The organism is Dellaglioa sp. CoH-57-MRSF-22 (genome assembly GCF_056781895.1).
In genome coordinates this window covers 120,529-137,354 of record NZ_JBXAXT010000004.1, presented here as the reverse complement: position 1 = coordinate 137,354, position 16,826 = coordinate 120,529, and the positions used below count along the sequence as shown (strand labels likewise).

The following is a 16,826-nucleotide window of genomic DNA, read 5'->3' as shown; positions in this document are numbered from 1 at the left end:
CTAAAAGTAAATGAAAGATGGTGAGAATTAATGGGTGCTTCATTAATGGAAGTAAAGCGTCGAATCGTTTCAACTAAGAAAACGGGACAAATAACTGGCGCAATGCAAGTTGTTTCGACTGCTAAGTTAAGCCAAATTCAGCGTCATACTCAAAGTTATCAGATATATGCTTCTAAAATTAGAAGTGTCATTACCCATCTTGCCCAATCTCACCTTTTAGATGCTAAAGCTGGAAAATCAAAGCAATCATCTGAGAATGATAGTTCAAAATTTTCAGGTTTTGATATGTTACAAAAGAGACCTGTTAAAAAAAGTGGTTATTTAATTATTACTTCTGATCGTGGTTTAGTTGGTAGTTACAATAGTAACGTAATTAAACAAACATTAGATTTGATGAAGCAAAATGGCCATACTGTAGATAATGCTGTTATTATTGCTGTTGGTGGTACTGGTGCTGACTTCTTTAAAAATAGAGGATATGAGGTTGCCTACGAATACCGTGGTGTAAGTGATATTCCAACGTTTATTGAGGTTCGTGAAATCGTTAAATCAGTAGTAACAATGTATAACAGTGAAGTTTATGATGAATTATTTGTTTGTTATAATCATTTCGTTAATAGTTTACAATCGGACTTTCATTCTGAACAAATGCTTCCTATTTCAGAAGTGAATATGGATACAGATGCAGAAGGTATTGAAACGTCTAATGTGATGGGGAATGAAGATTATGATATGGAACCTTCAGGAGACGCAATTCTTGAAGTTGTTCTACCTCAGTTTGCTGAAAGCTTAGTATATGGTGCGATTTTAGATGCTAAAACAGCTGAACATGCTTCAAGTTCTACAGCAATGAAATCTGCGACAGATAATGCTAAAGATATTATTGCATCATTAGAATTAAAGTATAATCGTGCACGTCAAAGTGCTATTACAACAGAAATTACAGAAATTACTGGTGCAACAGCTGCTTTAGAGTAAAATGACAGGAGGAAATACAGAAGATGAGTCTCGGTAAAGTTGTTCAAGTTATCGGGCCCGTCGTCGATGTACAATTCTCTTTAAACGAAACCTTACCAGATATCAATAATGCGTTAAAAGTTACACGTGAAGATGGAACTGCTCTAATTATCGAAGTTACGCTTGAATTAGGTGACGGAGTTATGAGAACAATCGCCATGGATTCTACGGATGGCTTGCAACGTGGAACAGTTGTTGAAGACACAGGTGCTTCAATTTCTGTCCCTGTTGGTGAAGATACTCTTGGTCGAGTGTTTAACGTTTTAGGAGATACCATTGATGGTGGTCCTGAATTTAATAAAGATGCAGAGCGCAGTAGCATCCATAAAGATGCTCCTAAATATGATGAATTAAGTGCAAGTACTGAGGTTCTTGAAACAGGAATTAAAGTTATTGACTTGTTAGCCCCTTATATTAAAGGTGGTAAAATTGGATTATTCGGTGGTGCCGGTGTTGGTAAAACTGTTTTAATTCAAGAATTAATTCATAATATTGCTCAAGAACATAATGGTATTTCAGTGTTTACCGGTGTTGGTGAACGTACTCGTGAAGGTAATGACCTTTACTTTGAAATGAAAGAATCCGGCGTGTTAGAGAAGACAGCCATGGTGTTTGGTCAGATGAACGAGCCGCCTGGTGCCCGTATGCGTGTTGCATTGACTGGTCTTACAATTGCGGAATATTTCCGTGATGAAAAAGGACAAGATGTGCTATTGTTTATTGATAATATTTTCCGCTTTACACAAGCTGGTTCTGAAGTTTCAGCCTTATTAGGCCGTATTCCTTCAGCCGTAGGTTATCAACCAACATTAGCTACTGAAATGGGTCAATTGCAAGAACGTATCACGTCAACTAAAAAAGGTTCAGTTACATCAATTCAAGCAGTTTATGTTCCAGCTGATGATTATACTGATCCTGCTCCTGCAACGACGTTCGCCCATTTGGATGCAACAACTAACTTGGAACGTAGCTTAACGCAACAAGGTATTTACCCAGCTGTTGATCCTTTGGCTTCAACTTCAAGTGCTTTGACACCTGAAATTGTTGGAGAAGAACATTATCGTGTTGCTACGGAAGTTCAACATACGTTACAACGTTATCGTGAATTACAAGATATTATTTCTATTTTAGGTATGGATGAATTATCTGATGATGAAAAAGTAATTGTAGCACGTGCGCGTCGCATCCAATTCTTCCTTTCACAAAACTTTAATGTTGCCGAACAATTCACAGGAAAACCTGGATCATATGTACCAATTGCTGAAACAGTTCAAGGATTTAAAGATATTCTTGATGGTAAATATGATTCACTTCCTGAAGATGCTTTCAATGGTGTCGGCCCAATCGAAGATGTTATTGAAGCAGCAAATAAAATGGCAAAATAGGGGGTAATAACAGATGGCTGAAGATTCAGTTTTGACCGTTAGTATCGTCACTCCTGATGGTAGTGTTTATGACAATAATGCTAAAATGATTATTGTTAAAACACCCAGCGGGGAAATGGGTATTTTACCCAATCATATTCCAGTTATTGCTTCTCTTGATATTGATGCTGTCAGGGTTAAGGTAAATGATAATGAAGAAGATGAAATTGCCGTAAGTGGTGGATTCATTGAATTTTCAAAAAATGTCGCAACGGTTGTTGCAAATGCAGCAGAATGCCAAGAAGATATTGATGAAAATCGTGCACAGGCTGCTAAAAAAAGAGCTGAGCAGATGATTTCTACTGCAAAACAAACACATAATGTTGATGAACTTAAAAGATCTGAAATTGCACTTAGACGTGCAATCAATCGAATTAATATCTCTAAACATTAATACAAAAGTGGGTGCTGGATTTATTCAGTACCTTTTTTTGTATATACATATTAAATATTTCATTTTTGTTACAAATATTAGCGACAAGTGGTACAAAATATGCTATGCTTATGACGAATAAATTTTAGGAGTGTTTTGATGAATACTGTGGGAATCCAATCGCTAGTTACTTTAATGAGTCATCTAATGTTTATTGGAATTGCTTTTTGGGCAATTCAAGGGTTACGAATAGACAGGTTTTTCCCACAAAGTAGCCAACAAAGAATCAAAGTTTTAATTGTCTTATTGGCTATTTTATTAGGATATACAAGCAGTGCCTTTTTCTTAAATTTTATTGATAATGTTCGTAATTTAGTTTTTTTAGTTAAATAATAACGGGGGAATAACTTGTGGAAAAAATAATCGTCAAGGGTGGAAACTCACTCAATGGAACAGTGCATATAGAAGGCGCAAAGAATGCAGTATTGCCAATTCTAGCAGCCGGAATTTTAGCAAGTAGTGGTGAAAATACACTGTCAAATGTACCAGTTTTGTCAGATGTCTTTACAATGAATAACGTACTACGTTTTTTAAATTTAGACGTTGACTTTAATGAAGAAACTAATGAAGTTAAAATGAGTGCGACTAAAGAATTATCACCAGAAGCACCATTTGAATATGTTTCAAAAATGCGTGCTTCTATTGTTGTAATGGGACCACTTTTGGCACGACTTAAACATGCGAAGATTGCAATGCCTGGTGGGTGTGCAATAGGTTCTCGCCCAATTGATTTGCATTTAAAAGGTTTTGAAGCAATGGGTGCGCATATTGAACAATTCGATGGTTATATAGAAGCAACTGTAGATGAATTAAAGGGTGCCAACATTTATCTTGATTTTCCAAGTGTAGGTGCAACTCAGAATATTATGATGGCTGCAACATTAGCTACTGGTACAACTGTGATTGAAAATGTTGCAAGAGAACCAGAAATTGTTGATTTAGCTAATATTTTAAATAAAATGGGTGCTAAAGTACAAGGTGCTGGTACCGAAACAATTCGCATTCATGGTGTTAAGGCATTACATGGCGCTGATCATGCAGTTGTCCAAGATCGGATTGAAGCAGGGACATTCATGGTTGCTGCAGCAATGACTCAAGGTAATGTTTTAATCGAAGAGGCTATTGCGGAACACAATAAACCATTAATTTCTAAATTAGAAGAAATGGGCATTGACGTTATCCAAGAAGACAATGGTATCCGAGTAATTGGAACAGAAAAAATTAAACCAACTACAGTTAAAACATTGCCTCATCCAGGGTACCCAACTGATATGCAGCCTCAAATGACTGTCCTTCAATTAATGGCAGATGGTACAAGTATTTTAACAGAGACGGTATTCGAAAATCGTTTTATGCATCTTGAAGAATTACGACGTATGAATGCAAAATTTAAGATTGAAGGCAACTCAGTTGTCATGTATGGTCCAACTGACTTCAATGGTGCAGAAGTTGCTGCTACAGACTTAAGAGCTGCTGCAGCACTTGTGCTAGCAGGATTAGTAGCTCGTGGTTATACACAAGTTACACATCTTGAATATCTTGATCGAGGCTACTATCATTTCCATCAAAAGTTAGAAGCTTTGGGTGCTGAAATTAAACGTATCAATGATGATACACAAGATATAATTATTAAGACAGAAAATGAAGTAAAATAGAAGAAATGTCCATTTTGGACATTTTTTTATTGTATAGGTATATGGTATAATGCTTACATTAGTGTAAGTTTTAAGTGCCGAGAGGAGAAGCATAATGGCTAAAGATATTGGTATTGATTTAGGAACCGCAAATGTATTAATTAACGTACAAAATAAAGGAATCGTCTTAAATGAACCATCTGTTGTTGCAATTGACACAAAATCAGGTCGTGTATTAGCAGTTGGATCAGAAGCATATAAAATGGTTGGTAGAACACCTGGTAGTATTAGAGCTATCAGACCTATGAAAAATGGTGTCATTGCTGATTTTGATATTACAGAACAAATGTTAACTTACTTTATTAAAAAATTAAATGTGAGCGGCTTTTTATCAAAACCAAGTATTTTGATTTGTTGCCCAACAAATATCACATCAATTGAACAAAAAGCAATTATTCAAGCTGCTGAAAAAGCTGGTGGTGGCAAGGTTTATCTTGCTGAAGAACCTAAAGTTGCAGCTATTGGTGCTGGGTTGGATATTTATCAACCCCGTGGTAGTTTAGTGATTGATATTGGTGGTGGTACAAGTGATGTTGCCGTTATTTCATTAGGCGATATTGTAGCAAGCCGTTCATTACGTGTTGCTGGTGATCAATTGAATAGTGATGTTATCAATTTTGTTAAGCAAAAACATAACCTTCAAATCGGTGAACGTACAGCTGAAAAAGCTAAAATTGAAATTGGGACAGTTTACCCAGACAATCGTGCATTAGAAATGGAAATTCGTGGACGAGATGTTGTTACTGGTTTACCAAAGACAGTTGTGCTTAGCTCTGCTGAGATTGAAGAAGCAACTCATGATACAATGCAAGCAATCGTTGCAGCAACTAAAGAAGTTCTTGAACAAACACCACCAGAATTAGCATCAGATATTATTGATACTGGGATTATTTTAACAGGTGGCGGTGCATTATTAGATGGTGTTGATTTATTAATGTCATCGAACTTAGATATTCCTGTTATGGTGTCAGAAACACCATTGGATGATGTCGCAAAAGGAACTGGATTCTTGTTAGATCATATTGAAAAACAAGGTAGATAACAACTGTGATACTGGTTATTAAGGGAGGTCTATTAACGGGGCAATCTGTTGATGGACCTTTTCATATAGGAGGTGTCATTTATTTATGCAAAACTTAATGCTTGCACCAATCAAGTTTTATCAAAAATTTATTTCACCGATGTTTCCACCTAGTTGCCGGTACTATCCAACATGTTCAAACTATATGATTAAGGCAATTCAAAAACACGGTGCAAAAGGTATTATTATGGGTATCGGTAGGATTTTACGATGCCATCCTTTTGTCAGAGGCGGATACGATCCCGTACCTGATTACTTTACCGTACGAAGAAATAAGAACCCTAAAGGAGAAGAAAAGCATGTCTAAAAAAGAAAAAGAGATTGAAGTAGCAGAAAATGATATTAAAATTAATGGTGAGGATGCAGTTTCATTAACCGTTGGCGGTATTGAAATTGGTACAGTCATTCAACAAGATACAAAATTTGTTGCAACATTAAGTAACGGTGAGATATTCAAAGCTAAAACTCGTGATGAAGGTATTGATACTTTATTGCGCGATTTTCACTTACATCGCGGTTAATTAGTCAATTATTAAATTTTAGCCTATTCAAAAATTTAACGAAATAAGTGACATAGTGTGGAGGGGAATTCTATGAGTAGTAGAAAAGATGAGGTCGATAGTGAGTCAAGAATTGATTATGGTATTATTTTTGCCGTTTTAGTCTTGGCAATTATTGGGCTTGCCTCAATTTACGTATCAGCATCCCATGATACTAGTGCGACCTCAATTGTTAGCCAAATGGTTTCACAGTTAATGTGGTACGCTATTGGTGTCATTGCAATTGTCGTTATTATGCAATTTGACTCAGAACAATTATGGCGAGTCGCACCGATAGGGTATTTTATTGGCCTGTTTTTATTGATGATTGTTTTAGTCGTATATAGTCGACCTTTATATATAAACACAGGTGCTAAAAGTTGGATACCATTAGTTGGTTCGTTAACGTTCCAACCATCAGAAGTTATGAAGCCAGCATTTATATTAATGTTGGCGCGTGTGGTTACGATACATAACAATGATTATCCAACTCATAAAATTGGGACAGATATTATTTTATTAGCCAAAATGATAGCATGGACGTTACCAGTAGTTATTTTATTAAAACTGCAAAATGATTTTGGAACAATGCTCGTTTTCTTTGCTATTTTAGGTGGTGTCATTTTAGTTTCAGGTATCACTTGGAAGATTATTGGACCGGCATTTGGAACGGTGGCTGTTGTAGGTGGAACGGCATTATATATGGTTATTTCAACAACTGGTCGATCAATTCTAGAAAAAGTTGGCTTTTCTGCCTACCAATTTGACCGAATTGATAACTGGTTAGATCCATCAAAAGATACATCCGGAACAGGATATCAATTATGGCAAAGTATGAAAGCCATTGGATCAGGACAAATGACTGGTAAGGGATTTAACGTGTCAAATGTTTATGTTCCCGTCCGTGAATCTGATATGATTTTTTCTGTTATCGGCGAAAACTTTGGGTTTATTGGTGGTTGTATTTTAATCTTTATTTATTTCTTACTCATTTATCGAATGGTTCGTGCAACCTTTGATACGAAGAATGAATTTTATGCTTACTTATCTACTGGGGTCATTATGATGATTTTATTCCATGTTTTTGAAAACATTGGGATGAGTATTGGGTTACTACCTTTAACAGGTATTCCATTACCATTTGTCAGTCAAGGTGGGTCTGCTTTAGTAGGAAATATGATTGGAATTGGCTTAATTATGTCAATGCGATACCATCATAAGAGTTACATGTTCAGTAGCGAAGACGAAGATTTTGATAAAAAGATAAGGCAGTGATTCTATTATGGAATCACTGTTTTTTAAAACTAGGAGGTTTTGATGATGATTGATTTTTATTGGTATCCTAAATGTTCAACTTGTAGAAAAGCAAAACAATGGTTAGACGAAAATGAGGTTGAATACCATATAATAGATCTTATCCAAGAAACACCAAAGGCGAGTCTAATCGAAAAATGGTTGAATGAGTCTGGTCTTCCAGCAATATCTTTTTTTAATACACAAGGAAATAAGTATCGTGAATTAAATCTAAAAGATAAACGACCAACGATGACAATTCAGCAATCAAGTCAAATTTTAGCATCAGATGGGATGTTAATGAAACGTCCGGTATTAACTGATGGAACAAAATTAACGACCGGATTCAGTGAAGATGTTTTTACAGAGACATGGTTAAATAAATAAAACTGTTGACATTAAATTTTAATCTAGCTATAATCAACTACAATAAGAAATACAGATAAGACGTTTTGAAAAGATGAGTAAATTTTAGTAATTAGTTAAGAGAATCCTGGTAGCTGAAAAGGGATCAAAATTACGGAATTGAATATGGTCTTGGAACGTTTGGTAGATGAGCAATGTTAATCTACCTTGGGTACGCCCAATACAGCGGAAAGGTATCGGTTATATTAAAACCCGTACCTGATGAGATTGTTATCGTGAGGTAACAATAAAACAAGGTGGTAACACGTGAAGTTTATAACTTCTCGTCCTTCCGTTTATTAAACGGGGGATGGGAGGTTATTTTTTTGCAGAAAAATTAGGAGGTATTAACATGATTGAGTTTAAAAATGTATCAAAAGAGTTTATCACGAAAAGTGGTAAGGTTAGCGCTGTTTCTGATGTGAATCTTTCGGTGGAAGATGGTAGCATCTTAGGTATTGTAGGATATTCAGGTGCTGGTAAAAGTACATTAATTAGAATGCTGAATGGATTAGAGACACCAACTTCGGGTGAAGTTGACGTTAATGGCGCTAAAATCGCATCTTTATCGGGTAGAACATTGAGAAAGCAACGTCAAAAAATTGGCATGATTTTTCAACATTTTAATTTACTCTGGTCACGAACGGTTGTGGAAAACATCATGTTTCCACTTGAACTTGCTGGAATAAGTAAAACTGAGCGGTTGTCCAAAGCTGAAGAATTAACAACATTAGTTGGGTTAAAAGGTAAAGAAAATGCATATCCTTCTGAGTTATCTGGTGGACAAAAGCAACGAGTTGGGATTGCTAGGGCTTTAGCGAATGATCCTGAAATTTTGATTTGTGATGAAGCAACAAGTGCGCTAGATCCACAAACAACAGATGAAATATTAGATTTATTACTTCAAATTAATCATAAATTGAAATTAACAATTGTATTAATCACTCATGAAATGCATGTGGTTCGTAAGATATGTGATCACGTTGCTGTAATGGAATCTGGAAAATTAGTGGAGAGTGGACTTGTCTTAGACGTCTTTAAGCGTCCGAAACAAGACGTCACAAAACGATTCGTTAATCAGGAGGTCACACCAGCTCTACATGATACTGAACTTGCTGTAAATGAATTAATTGAAGCTTATCCACAAGGGTTGATTGTTCAATTAACCTTTCACAGTACGCAGACGCAAATGCCAATTATCTCTGAAATGTTAAGACAAATTCCAGAAGTTGATTTTAATATCGTTGAGGGTTCCATTCATCAAACTCAAGGTGGCCCAATTGGAACATTATATATTCAATTAACTGGTCCAAAAATAAGTTTAGATCAAACCGTTCCATTCTTGCAAAAAATGAAAGTAGAAACGGAGGTATTGCATTATGGGGACTAATACTTGGGCGTCATATTTTAACTTTAATGCTGTTAACTGGGATGAATTCTGGTCAAATACTTGGGAAACAATCAGTATGACATTAATATCTACAATAGCCGTTACAATTTTGGGTATTATCTTAGGTCTTATTTTATTTGAAACAAAACAAAAAACGACCGGTAAAATAAGTATCTGGGTAAAAATAATTAATTGGATTGTTTCAGCCATGGTTAACATTTTTCGTTCAATTCCGTTTATTATTTTAATTGTCTTATTATTGCCTTTTACTAAGGCTTTAGTTGGTTCTATTATTGGACCGATTGCAGCATTGCCAGCTCTAATCCTCTCGGCGGCTCCATTTTATGCACGAATGGTGGAACTTGCTTTTCGTGAGATTGATTATGGTGTGATTGAAGCAGCTGAAGCAATGGGTGCTAACAAGGCACAAATCATTTGGAAAGTACTATTACGAGAAAGTTTACCAGCTCTTATTTCAGGGGCGACAGTTACTGGAATTACAATTATTGGGTACACGGCAATGGCTGGTACGATTGGTGCCGGTGGGCTAGGAAATTGGGCTTTCATTGAAGGTTATGGTGCTAATAATAATACTGTTACACTAGTTGCAACGGTCACAATCATCATTATTGTTGCCATTTTTCAACTTATTGGTGATCATTCAGCTAAATTAATCGATAAACGAAATAATTAAGGGGTAACCTCATGAGAATAAACAAAAAGTTCATTTTTTCATTTCTATTTTTGACTCTTTTATTAGCTGGATGCGGGAAACAATCAAATGGAATGACTACTTTGACAATTGGTGCTAGTAATATGCCCCATGCAGAAATTCTAGATCATGTAAAACCAATGTTGGCAAAAGAAGGTATCGATTTAAAAGTTAAAGTTTTTCAGGATTATGTGATGCCTAATAAAGCGACTGAATCTGGTGATTTAGATGCTAATTATTTTCAACATAAACCATTTTTAGATAATTGGGACAAACAGAATAATGGTGATTTAATAAGTGTTGGAAATGTTCATCTTGAACCAATCGGTGTCTATTCTAAACAAGTTAAAAAGTTAACTGATTTGAAGAAAGGAAGTACGGTTTTAGTATCTAACAGTATTTCAGATTATGGTCGTGTTTTAACTATTTTTAAAGATGCTGGATTAATAACCCTGAAAAAAGGGACAGACGTGGCAACTGCAAATTTTGCTGATATCAAAACAAATAAATTAAATTTAGTTTTTAAGCATACGTATGAGCCAAAATTGATGTCTGATTTATATGAAAATAATGAAGGCTCAGCCATCATTATTAATGCAAATTATGCGGTTGAAGCTGGATTAAATCCAACGAAACAAGCTATTGCATTAGAACGTAGTACATCATCATATGCGAATTTAGTTGCTGTCGCACCAAAAAATAAAGATAATCCTGCGATTAAAAAGTTAGTTAAAGCACTACAATCTAAAAAGACACGCGAATGGATTTTGAATAAGTATAAAGGTGCCGTTATTCCTGCAAAATAAAGAGAATTGAATTAGTCGACATGACTAATTCAATTCTCTTTATTTTGCAATTTTATTAATTAGCCATTTGAAAATAGCTAAATCTGATGGTTCTCTTATATAAGACATTTCGGGATGCCATTGAACACCTAAAATGAGACCGTCATTACTACTGATACCTTCAATTAGGCCATCTGAACTTGTCGCAATGGCCGTTAATGAATCACCTAAACGGTTAATGGCTTGGTGATGGTACGTATTGACACGAAGCGTTGAACCATAAGTATCTGATAAATAATTATTTGCTTTAATCGATACAGAATGTGTGGCGTATTCTGGTAATGTTGGATCTTGTAAATGCTTAACTTGCCAATTTGAATAGTCACTTAAATCTTGATAGAGTGTTCCACCAAAAAAGACGTTAAGTATTTGTAGTCCACGGCAAATACCAAGTATTGGTATTTTTCGAGAAATAGCTTCCTTGATTAAAGCGAGCTCCATTTCGTCACGTGGGGGATTTAATTCTTCTAATTTTGGATGAGGTTCTTGGCCGTATAAGATTGGTGAAACATCTTGACCACCTGCTAATAGTAAACCATCTACCAAATCAAGATAACTAGATGCGTTTGCTAAATCAGTAGGAATGATTAGTGGTAAACCGCCAACTTCAATAATGGCATCAATATAGCCTTGAGGTGTATAAGTAATTTCGTTAATGTGCATGCCTGTAATTGGATTTCGATTAGGATTTCCAACAATACCGATAATAGGTTTCATAAATGAACCTCCTCAAAATTTACTTTTTATTAGTTTAACTTAATTAAATAAAGATTGCGAGTCTCGAGGCTCCATTGAAATGGATAATTTATTAAGATAGAATGGAATATATTAATGAATCGGAGGAATGCTAAAATGTCGACACTTGAGGTTAAAAATTTACATGTAGAAATTGAAGATAAAGAAATTTTAAAAGGTGTTAATTTAAAAATGTCGACTGGAGAAGTACACGCAATCATGGGTCCAAATGGAACAGGTAAATCAACTTTATCTGAGGCCATTATGGGGAATCCTGCGTATAAAGTGACAGAAGGCGAAGTATTGCTGAATGGTGTAAACATTTTAGAACTACCTGTTGATGAGCGAGCTCGAGCAGGATTATTTTTAGCAATGCAATATCCTTCAGAAATTCCTGGTGTAACAAATGCTGAATTTATGCGTGCAGCAATCAACGCACGTCGACCGGAAGATAAACAAATCCCAATTCGAGAATATTTAAAGAAATTAGATAAAACGATGACAACTTTAGATATGACTGAGGAAATGGCTGATCGTTATTTAAATGAAGGTTTTTCAGGTGGCGAAAAGAAACGTAATGAAATTTTACAACTGATGATGATTGAACCAAAATTTGCTATTTTAGATGAAATTGATTCAGGTCTAGACATTGATGCATTGAAAGTTGTTTCGAGAGGCGTAAATGAAATGTTGAAAAATGCGGAATTTGGAACACTTATGATTACGCATTACCAACGTTTGCTGAACTATATTGTGCCTGATGTGGTGCACGTTATGATGGATGGACGGGTTGTTAAAACGGGTGGCGCCGAACTTGCAGAAAAACTGGAAGAAGAAGGCTATGCTGGTTTGCGTGATGAATTAGGGCTAGACATTACTTTAACAGACGAGAACCTTTAGTGGAGGGCCGGAAAATGATTGATTTGAAGCTCTTAGAACAAAGTATAATTGATTTTTCAAATTTAAAACAAGAACCTGAGTGGTTTCAACAATTAAGAAGAGATGCCTTTGTAAAAAAAACATTACTAGCGCTTCCTTCATTTGAAAAAATTAGATACCAAAAATGGCCCATTATACCTGAAACACTGGTTAAAGAATCAGGGGAATTTGTTTCAAAAAAATCGGATGAAAATACGTTTATTCAAGTTGGATCTCGAACGATTAGTTTAAATATATCTGAGGAATTAAAAGAAAATCATGTTATTATTTGCGACTGGTCAACCGCGTTAGTGGAACATGCAGATTTAATTAAGAAATATTTTATGACTAAGGCAGTTAAATGGGATAGTGATTTGTTGACCGCAACGCATTTAGCACAATTAACCGGTGGTTTGTTTATTTATGTACCTAAAAATGTTGTATTAGACAACCCAATTACAACTTATTTAACGCAGGATGCACGGGACAATCAGGACTATGTACAGCATGTTTTAATTGTCGCAGCAGAAAATAGTCAGTTTTCATATCTAGAAAATCGTTCAACAGTCGGTGATCAGATCACAACCGCAAATATTATTGTGGAAGTGATTGCTAAAGCTAACAGTCATGTTAAATTTGCTGGAGTTGATCAATTAGGGGAACATACAACAGCATATATTAACCGTCGGGGTTATTTATTAGGCAATGCAAAAATAGATTGGTCAATTGGATTACTTAATAATGGCAATATAATTGGCGATTTCGATTCTGATTTAATTGGTGCAGGTTCTCACGCAGATGTTAAAGTTGTTGCGATTTCAACAGGAAATCAGATTCAAGGGATTGATACACGGGTGACGAATTATGGTAAACATTCAATTGGTCAAATTCTGCAACACGGTGTAATTTTATCGCGTTCTACATTAATATTTAATGGAATTGGCCATATTATTAAAGGTGCAAAGGGTGCGAATGCTCAACAAGAAAGCCGTGTGCTAATGTTATCCACAAAAGCACGTGGAGACGCTAATCCTATTTTATTAATTGATGAAAATGATGTTCAAGCTGGACATGCAGCTAGTGTTGGACGCGTGAATCAGGAACAATTGTACTATCTGATGAGTCGTGGATTACACAAAGAAGAAGCAGAAAGACTTGTTATTCGTGGATTCTTAGGACCTGTTTTAACGGCAATTCCGGCAGTTGATGTTCGTGAACGATTAATCGAAACAATAGAGGGGAAACTCATTAATGGTCAAAAATTTGAAAAAGTATCGCAATGATTTTCCTATTTTAAAGCAAATTGTGAATGATGAACCGTTAATTTATTTTGACAATGCTGCAACTGTTCAGAAACCACAAGCAGTTATTAATGCCATTTCACATTATTATGAAAATGATAATGCCAATGTACATCGTGGTGTGCATACTTTAGCCGAGCGTACAACACAGCAATTTGAAGATGTACGACAAGCTGTTGCTGATTTTATTCATGCAAAATATTCAGCTGAAATCTTATTTACAAAAGGGACAACCGAAAGTTTAAACTGGGTTGCTCAGGGTTTTGCACAGAATCGATTGAAACCAGGGGATGAGATTTTAATATCTATTATGGAACACCATAGTAACCTTGTTCCTTGGCAACAAGTCGCACAAGCAACTGGTGCTAAATTAGTTTACATCGACATAACAGATGATGGACAATTAGACATTAATGATGCGAAATTAAAAATGACAGCTAAAACTAAAATTGTATCGCTAACTCAAATTTCAAATGTTTTGGGGAGTATAAACCCCATCAAAGAATTAACGGACATGGCACATACAGTCGGTGCGGTTGTTATTTGTGATGGGGCGCAATCAATACCTTATATGCCGATTAATGTTCAGGAGTTAGATGTTGATTTTTTTGCTTTTTCAGGTCATAAAATGGGGGCTGCAACTGGTATTGGCGTTTTATATGGAAAAAGTAATTATTTGAACGAGATGCAGCCACTAGAATTTGGTGGTGAGATGATTGATTTTGTTGAAGAGCAACAATCAACCTTTAAAGATATTCCTTGGAAATTTGAAGCGGGGACACCTAATATTGAAGGGGTCATTTCATTAGGTGCTACTATTCACTATTTAAATGAAGTTGGAATGGTTAATATACAAGCACATGAACAGATGCTCATCACTGATTTATTACCTAAATTAAAAGCCATTTCTGGCATTACTGTCTATGGGCCAACTGAAAGTAAAAAACGATCAGGCGTTATTTCATTTAATTTGGAGGGACTACATCCGCATGACGTTGCGACAGCTCTTGATATGCAAGGAATTGCGGTTCGCGCGGGTCATCATTGTGCACAGCCATTAATGAAGTGCATGGGTGTATCGTCAACTGTTCGTATTAGTTTATATTTTTACAATACTTTAGAAGAAAATCAAAAATTTATTGACGCGTTAATCGCTACAAAGGAGTTCTTTAAAAATGGGACTATCTAAATTAGATAATTTATATCGCCAAGTTATTTTGGAACATGCCACACATCCGCATCATCATGGCTCACTAGTAAAGGGTCAGAAATCAATTGAACTCAGAAATCCAACCTGTGGGGATGTTTTAAAAGTTGAACTTATCATGAGTGACAACAAGGTTCAAGATGTTGCCTTTTCTGGGACGGGTTGTACGATTAGCCAGGCATCTGCAAGTATGATGACTGATGAAATTATTGGTAAAGCAAAAAATGAAATAGAAGAAATGGTGACAACATTTTCAAGAATGGTAACAGGTGAAACGATTGATGAAAATCTTTTAGGTGATGCTGCTATTTTAGAAGGTGTCGCTCAGTTTCCAGCTCGGATTAAGTGTGCCACATTAGCTTGGAAGGCAGTTTATCAAGCTATTAATTTAGAAAATTAGAGAGGAGGTAAGATATGAAAGAACTAGATGTTGGTGGTGAGTATGAATATGGCTTTAAAGATGATATTGAGCCTGTTTATTCAACTGGGCGTGGCTTAACCGAAGCGATTGTTCGAGAAATTTCGGCAGCAAAAAATGAACCAGAGTGGATGTTGGATTATCGACTTCGTGCCTTTGCCTTATATGAAAAGATGCCAATGCCAAGTTTTGGTCCTGATTTGTCTAAGTTAGATTTAGCTAATATGCGCTATTTTCAACGTGCTAGTGATAATGTTGCTAGAGACTGGGAAGATGTCCCAGATAAGATTAAAGAAACCTTTGACCGACTTGGTGTTCCAGAAGCTGAACGTAAATACTTAGCTGGCTCTTCTGCACAATATGAATCAGAAGTTGTTTACCATCATATGCGTGAAGATTTTGAAAAATTAGGAATTATTTTTATGAGTACAGATGCTGCCGTCCAAGAATATCCTGAATTGGTTAAACAGTATTTTGGCAAATTGGTTCCTGCCTCTAATAATAAATTTTCAGCTTTAAATTCGGCTGTTTGGTCTGGTGGTACTTTTATCTATGTACCTAAAGGTGTGAAGACCGAGGTGCCTATTCAAAGTTATTTCAGAATTAATGCGGAGAATACAGGACAATTTGAACGAACATTAATCATTGTTGATGAAGGCGCAAGTGTTAATTACGTTGAAGGTTGTACAGCACCTAATTATTCGGCAGACAGTTTGCATGCGGCAGTCGTTGAAGTGAACGTCATGAAAGATGCCTATTGTCGGTATACAACGATTCAAAATTGGTCAGATAATGTGTATAGCTTAGAGACAAAACGTGCTAGAGCCTTAGAAAATGCGACGATGGAGTGGGTTGATGGTAACCTTGGATCAAAAGTTACAATGAAATATCCAAGTATTTATTTAGATGGTCAAGGCGCACATGGCACAATGTTGTCGATTGCGTTTGCTGGTGGGAATATCGTTCAAGATACTGGGGCAAAAATGATTCACAATGCTAAAAATACGACTTCTTCGATTGTTTCTAAATCGTTATGTAAAGATGGTGGACGAGTTGATTATCGAGGTTATTTAAAATTTGGTAGACATAGTGATGGTTCGTTTGCACATGTCGAATGCGATACAATCATCATGGATGATAAATCAGCGAGTGATACGATTCCATTTAATGAAATTTTAAATGGCAATGTTTCTATGGAACATGAAGCTAAAGTTTCTAAAATTTCTGAAGAACAATTATATTACTTAATGAGTCGCGGAATTTCTGAAGCAAAAGCAACAGAGATGATTGTAATGGGATTTGTTGAACCGTTCACCAAAGAATTACCGATGGAATACGCTGTTGAATTGAATCGTCTGATTGAGTATCAGATGGAAGGCAGTGTGGGGTAAAATAGTTTAGAATGATGTTACTT

General features: G+C 35.8%; 19 protein-coding genes. 18 read left to right on the top strand and 1 reads right to left on the bottom strand.

Annotated features, from left to right (window positions below; genetic code table 11):
• Positions 1–30: 30 nt before the first annotated feature.
• From AC1RPR_RS05810 to AC1RPR_RS05750, 13 genes are all read left to right on the top strand, one after another.
• Positions 31–978, top strand: a complete 948-nt coding sequence (locus AC1RPR_RS05810; RefSeq protein WP_481761639.1) for a F0F1 ATP synthase subunit gamma — start codon at positions 31–33, stop codon at positions 976–978.
• 23 nt (positions 979–1,001) lie between these two features.
• Positions 1,002–2,402: a F0F1 ATP synthase subunit beta gene (gene atpD / locus AC1RPR_RS05805; protein WP_409022308.1), complete on the top strand. Its 1,401-nt coding sequence runs from the start codon at positions 1,002–1,004 to the stop codon at positions 2,400–2,402.
• A 13-nt stretch (positions 2,403–2,415) separates the two neighbouring features.
• The gene (locus AC1RPR_RS05800) at positions 2,416–2,835 is read left to right on the top strand and encodes a F0F1 ATP synthase subunit epsilon (RefSeq protein WP_481761640.1); all 420 of its coding nucleotides are present in this window, start codon (positions 2,416–2,418) and stop codon (positions 2,833–2,835) included.
• Positions 2,836–2,973: 138 nt separating this feature from the next.
• Positions 2,974–3,207 (top strand): DUF1146 family protein, encoded by a 234-nt coding sequence (locus tag AC1RPR_RS05795; protein ID WP_409022310.1) that lies wholly within the window; start codon positions 2,974–2,976, stop codon positions 3,205–3,207.
• A gap of 17 nt (positions 3,208–3,224) precedes the next feature.
• Positions 3,225–4,529, top strand: coding sequence for a UDP-N-acetylglucosamine 1-carboxyvinyltransferase (murA, locus tag AC1RPR_RS05790; RefSeq protein WP_481761641.1), 1,305 nt, complete (start codon positions 3,225–3,227; stop codon positions 4,527–4,529).
• A gap of 94 nt (positions 4,530–4,623) precedes the next feature.
• Positions 4,624–5,610, top strand: coding sequence for a rod shape-determining protein (gene mreB, locus AC1RPR_RS05785; RefSeq protein WP_409022312.1), 987 nt, complete (start codon positions 4,624–4,626; stop codon positions 5,608–5,610).
• Between the two features lie 85 nt (positions 5,611–5,695).
• Positions 5,696–5,956: a membrane protein insertion efficiency factor YidD gene (yidD, locus tag AC1RPR_RS05780; RefSeq protein WP_409022313.1), complete on the top strand. Its 261-nt coding sequence runs from the start codon at positions 5,696–5,698 to the stop codon at positions 5,954–5,956.
• Entirely contained in the window at positions 5,949–6,170 is a 222-nt protein-coding gene (locus AC1RPR_RS05775) for a DUF2969 domain-containing protein (RefSeq protein WP_409022314.1), read from the top strand. Before yidD ends, AC1RPR_RS05775 begins: the two co-directional genes overlap by 8 nt.
• Positions 6,171–6,242: 72 nt before the next feature.
• Complete coding sequence (locus tag AC1RPR_RS05770) at positions 6,243–7,463, top strand: FtsW/RodA/SpoVE family cell cycle protein (protein WP_481761642.1); 1,221 nt, start codon at positions 6,243–6,245, stop codon at positions 7,461–7,463.
• A gap of 45 nt (positions 7,464–7,508) precedes the next feature.
• Positions 7,509–7,868, top strand: coding sequence for an arsenate reductase family protein (locus tag AC1RPR_RS05765; protein WP_481761721.1), 360 nt, complete (start codon positions 7,509–7,511; stop codon positions 7,866–7,868).
• 370 nt (positions 7,869–8,238) lie between these two features.
• Positions 8,239–9,276, top strand: coding sequence for a methionine ABC transporter ATP-binding protein (locus AC1RPR_RS05760; protein ID WP_481761643.1), 1,038 nt, complete (start codon positions 8,239–8,241; stop codon positions 9,274–9,276).
• Entirely contained in the window at positions 9,266–9,970 is a 705-nt protein-coding gene (locus AC1RPR_RS05755; protein ID WP_409022317.1) for a methionine ABC transporter permease, read from the top strand. The genes AC1RPR_RS05760 and AC1RPR_RS05755 overlap by 11 nt, the downstream gene beginning before the upstream one ends.
• 17 nt (positions 9,971–9,987) lie before the next feature.
• Complete coding sequence (locus AC1RPR_RS05750) at positions 9,988–10,794, top strand: MetQ/NlpA family ABC transporter substrate-binding protein (protein ID WP_481761722.1); 807 nt, start codon at positions 9,988–9,990, stop codon at positions 10,792–10,794.
• Positions 10,795–10,833: 39 nt separating this feature from the next.
• Here the strand turns inward: AC1RPR_RS05750 and AC1RPR_RS05745 are convergent, their stop codons facing one another.
• Positions 10,834–11,550: a gamma-glutamyl-gamma-aminobutyrate hydrolase family protein gene (locus AC1RPR_RS05745; protein ID WP_481761644.1), complete on the bottom strand. Its 717-nt coding sequence runs from the start codon at positions 11,548–11,550 to the stop codon at positions 10,834–10,836.
• A gap of 135 nt (positions 11,551–11,685) precedes the next feature.
• On the opposite strand from AC1RPR_RS05745, the gene sufC reads away from it, so the two are divergent.
• Genes sufC through sufB form a run of 5 tightly spaced genes read left to right on the top strand, consistent with a single transcriptional unit; the run spans position 11,686 to position 16,803 of the window.
• A complete protein-coding gene (gene sufC / locus AC1RPR_RS05740; protein ID WP_481761645.1) occupies positions 11,686–12,468 on the top strand; it encodes a Fe-S cluster assembly ATPase SufC in 783 nt (260 codons plus the stop codon).
• A gap of 14 nt (positions 12,469–12,482) precedes the next feature.
• A complete protein-coding gene (gene sufD / locus AC1RPR_RS05735) occupies positions 12,483–13,769 on the top strand; it encodes a Fe-S cluster assembly protein SufD (RefSeq protein ID WP_481761646.1) in 1,287 nt (428 codons plus the stop codon).
• Entirely contained in the window at positions 13,738–14,976 is a 1,239-nt protein-coding gene (locus tag AC1RPR_RS05730; protein WP_481761647.1) for an aminotransferase class V-fold PLP-dependent enzyme, read from the top strand. Before sufD ends, AC1RPR_RS05730 begins: the two co-directional genes overlap by 32 nt.
• Positions 14,963–15,394: a Fe-S cluster assembly sulfur transfer protein SufU gene (sufU, locus tag AC1RPR_RS05725; RefSeq protein WP_481761648.1), complete on the top strand. Its 432-nt coding sequence runs from the start codon at positions 14,963–14,965 to the stop codon at positions 15,392–15,394. Before AC1RPR_RS05730 ends, sufU begins: the two co-directional genes overlap by 14 nt.
• A gap of 14 nt (positions 15,395–15,408) precedes the next feature.
• Positions 15,409–16,803 carry a Fe-S cluster assembly protein SufB gene (gene sufB, locus AC1RPR_RS05720; protein ID WP_481761649.1) on the top strand — a complete coding sequence of 465 codons (1,395 nt, stop codon included), beginning with the start codon at positions 15,409–15,411 and terminating at the stop codon, positions 16,801–16,803.
• Positions 16,804–16,826: the final 23 nt, after the last annotated feature.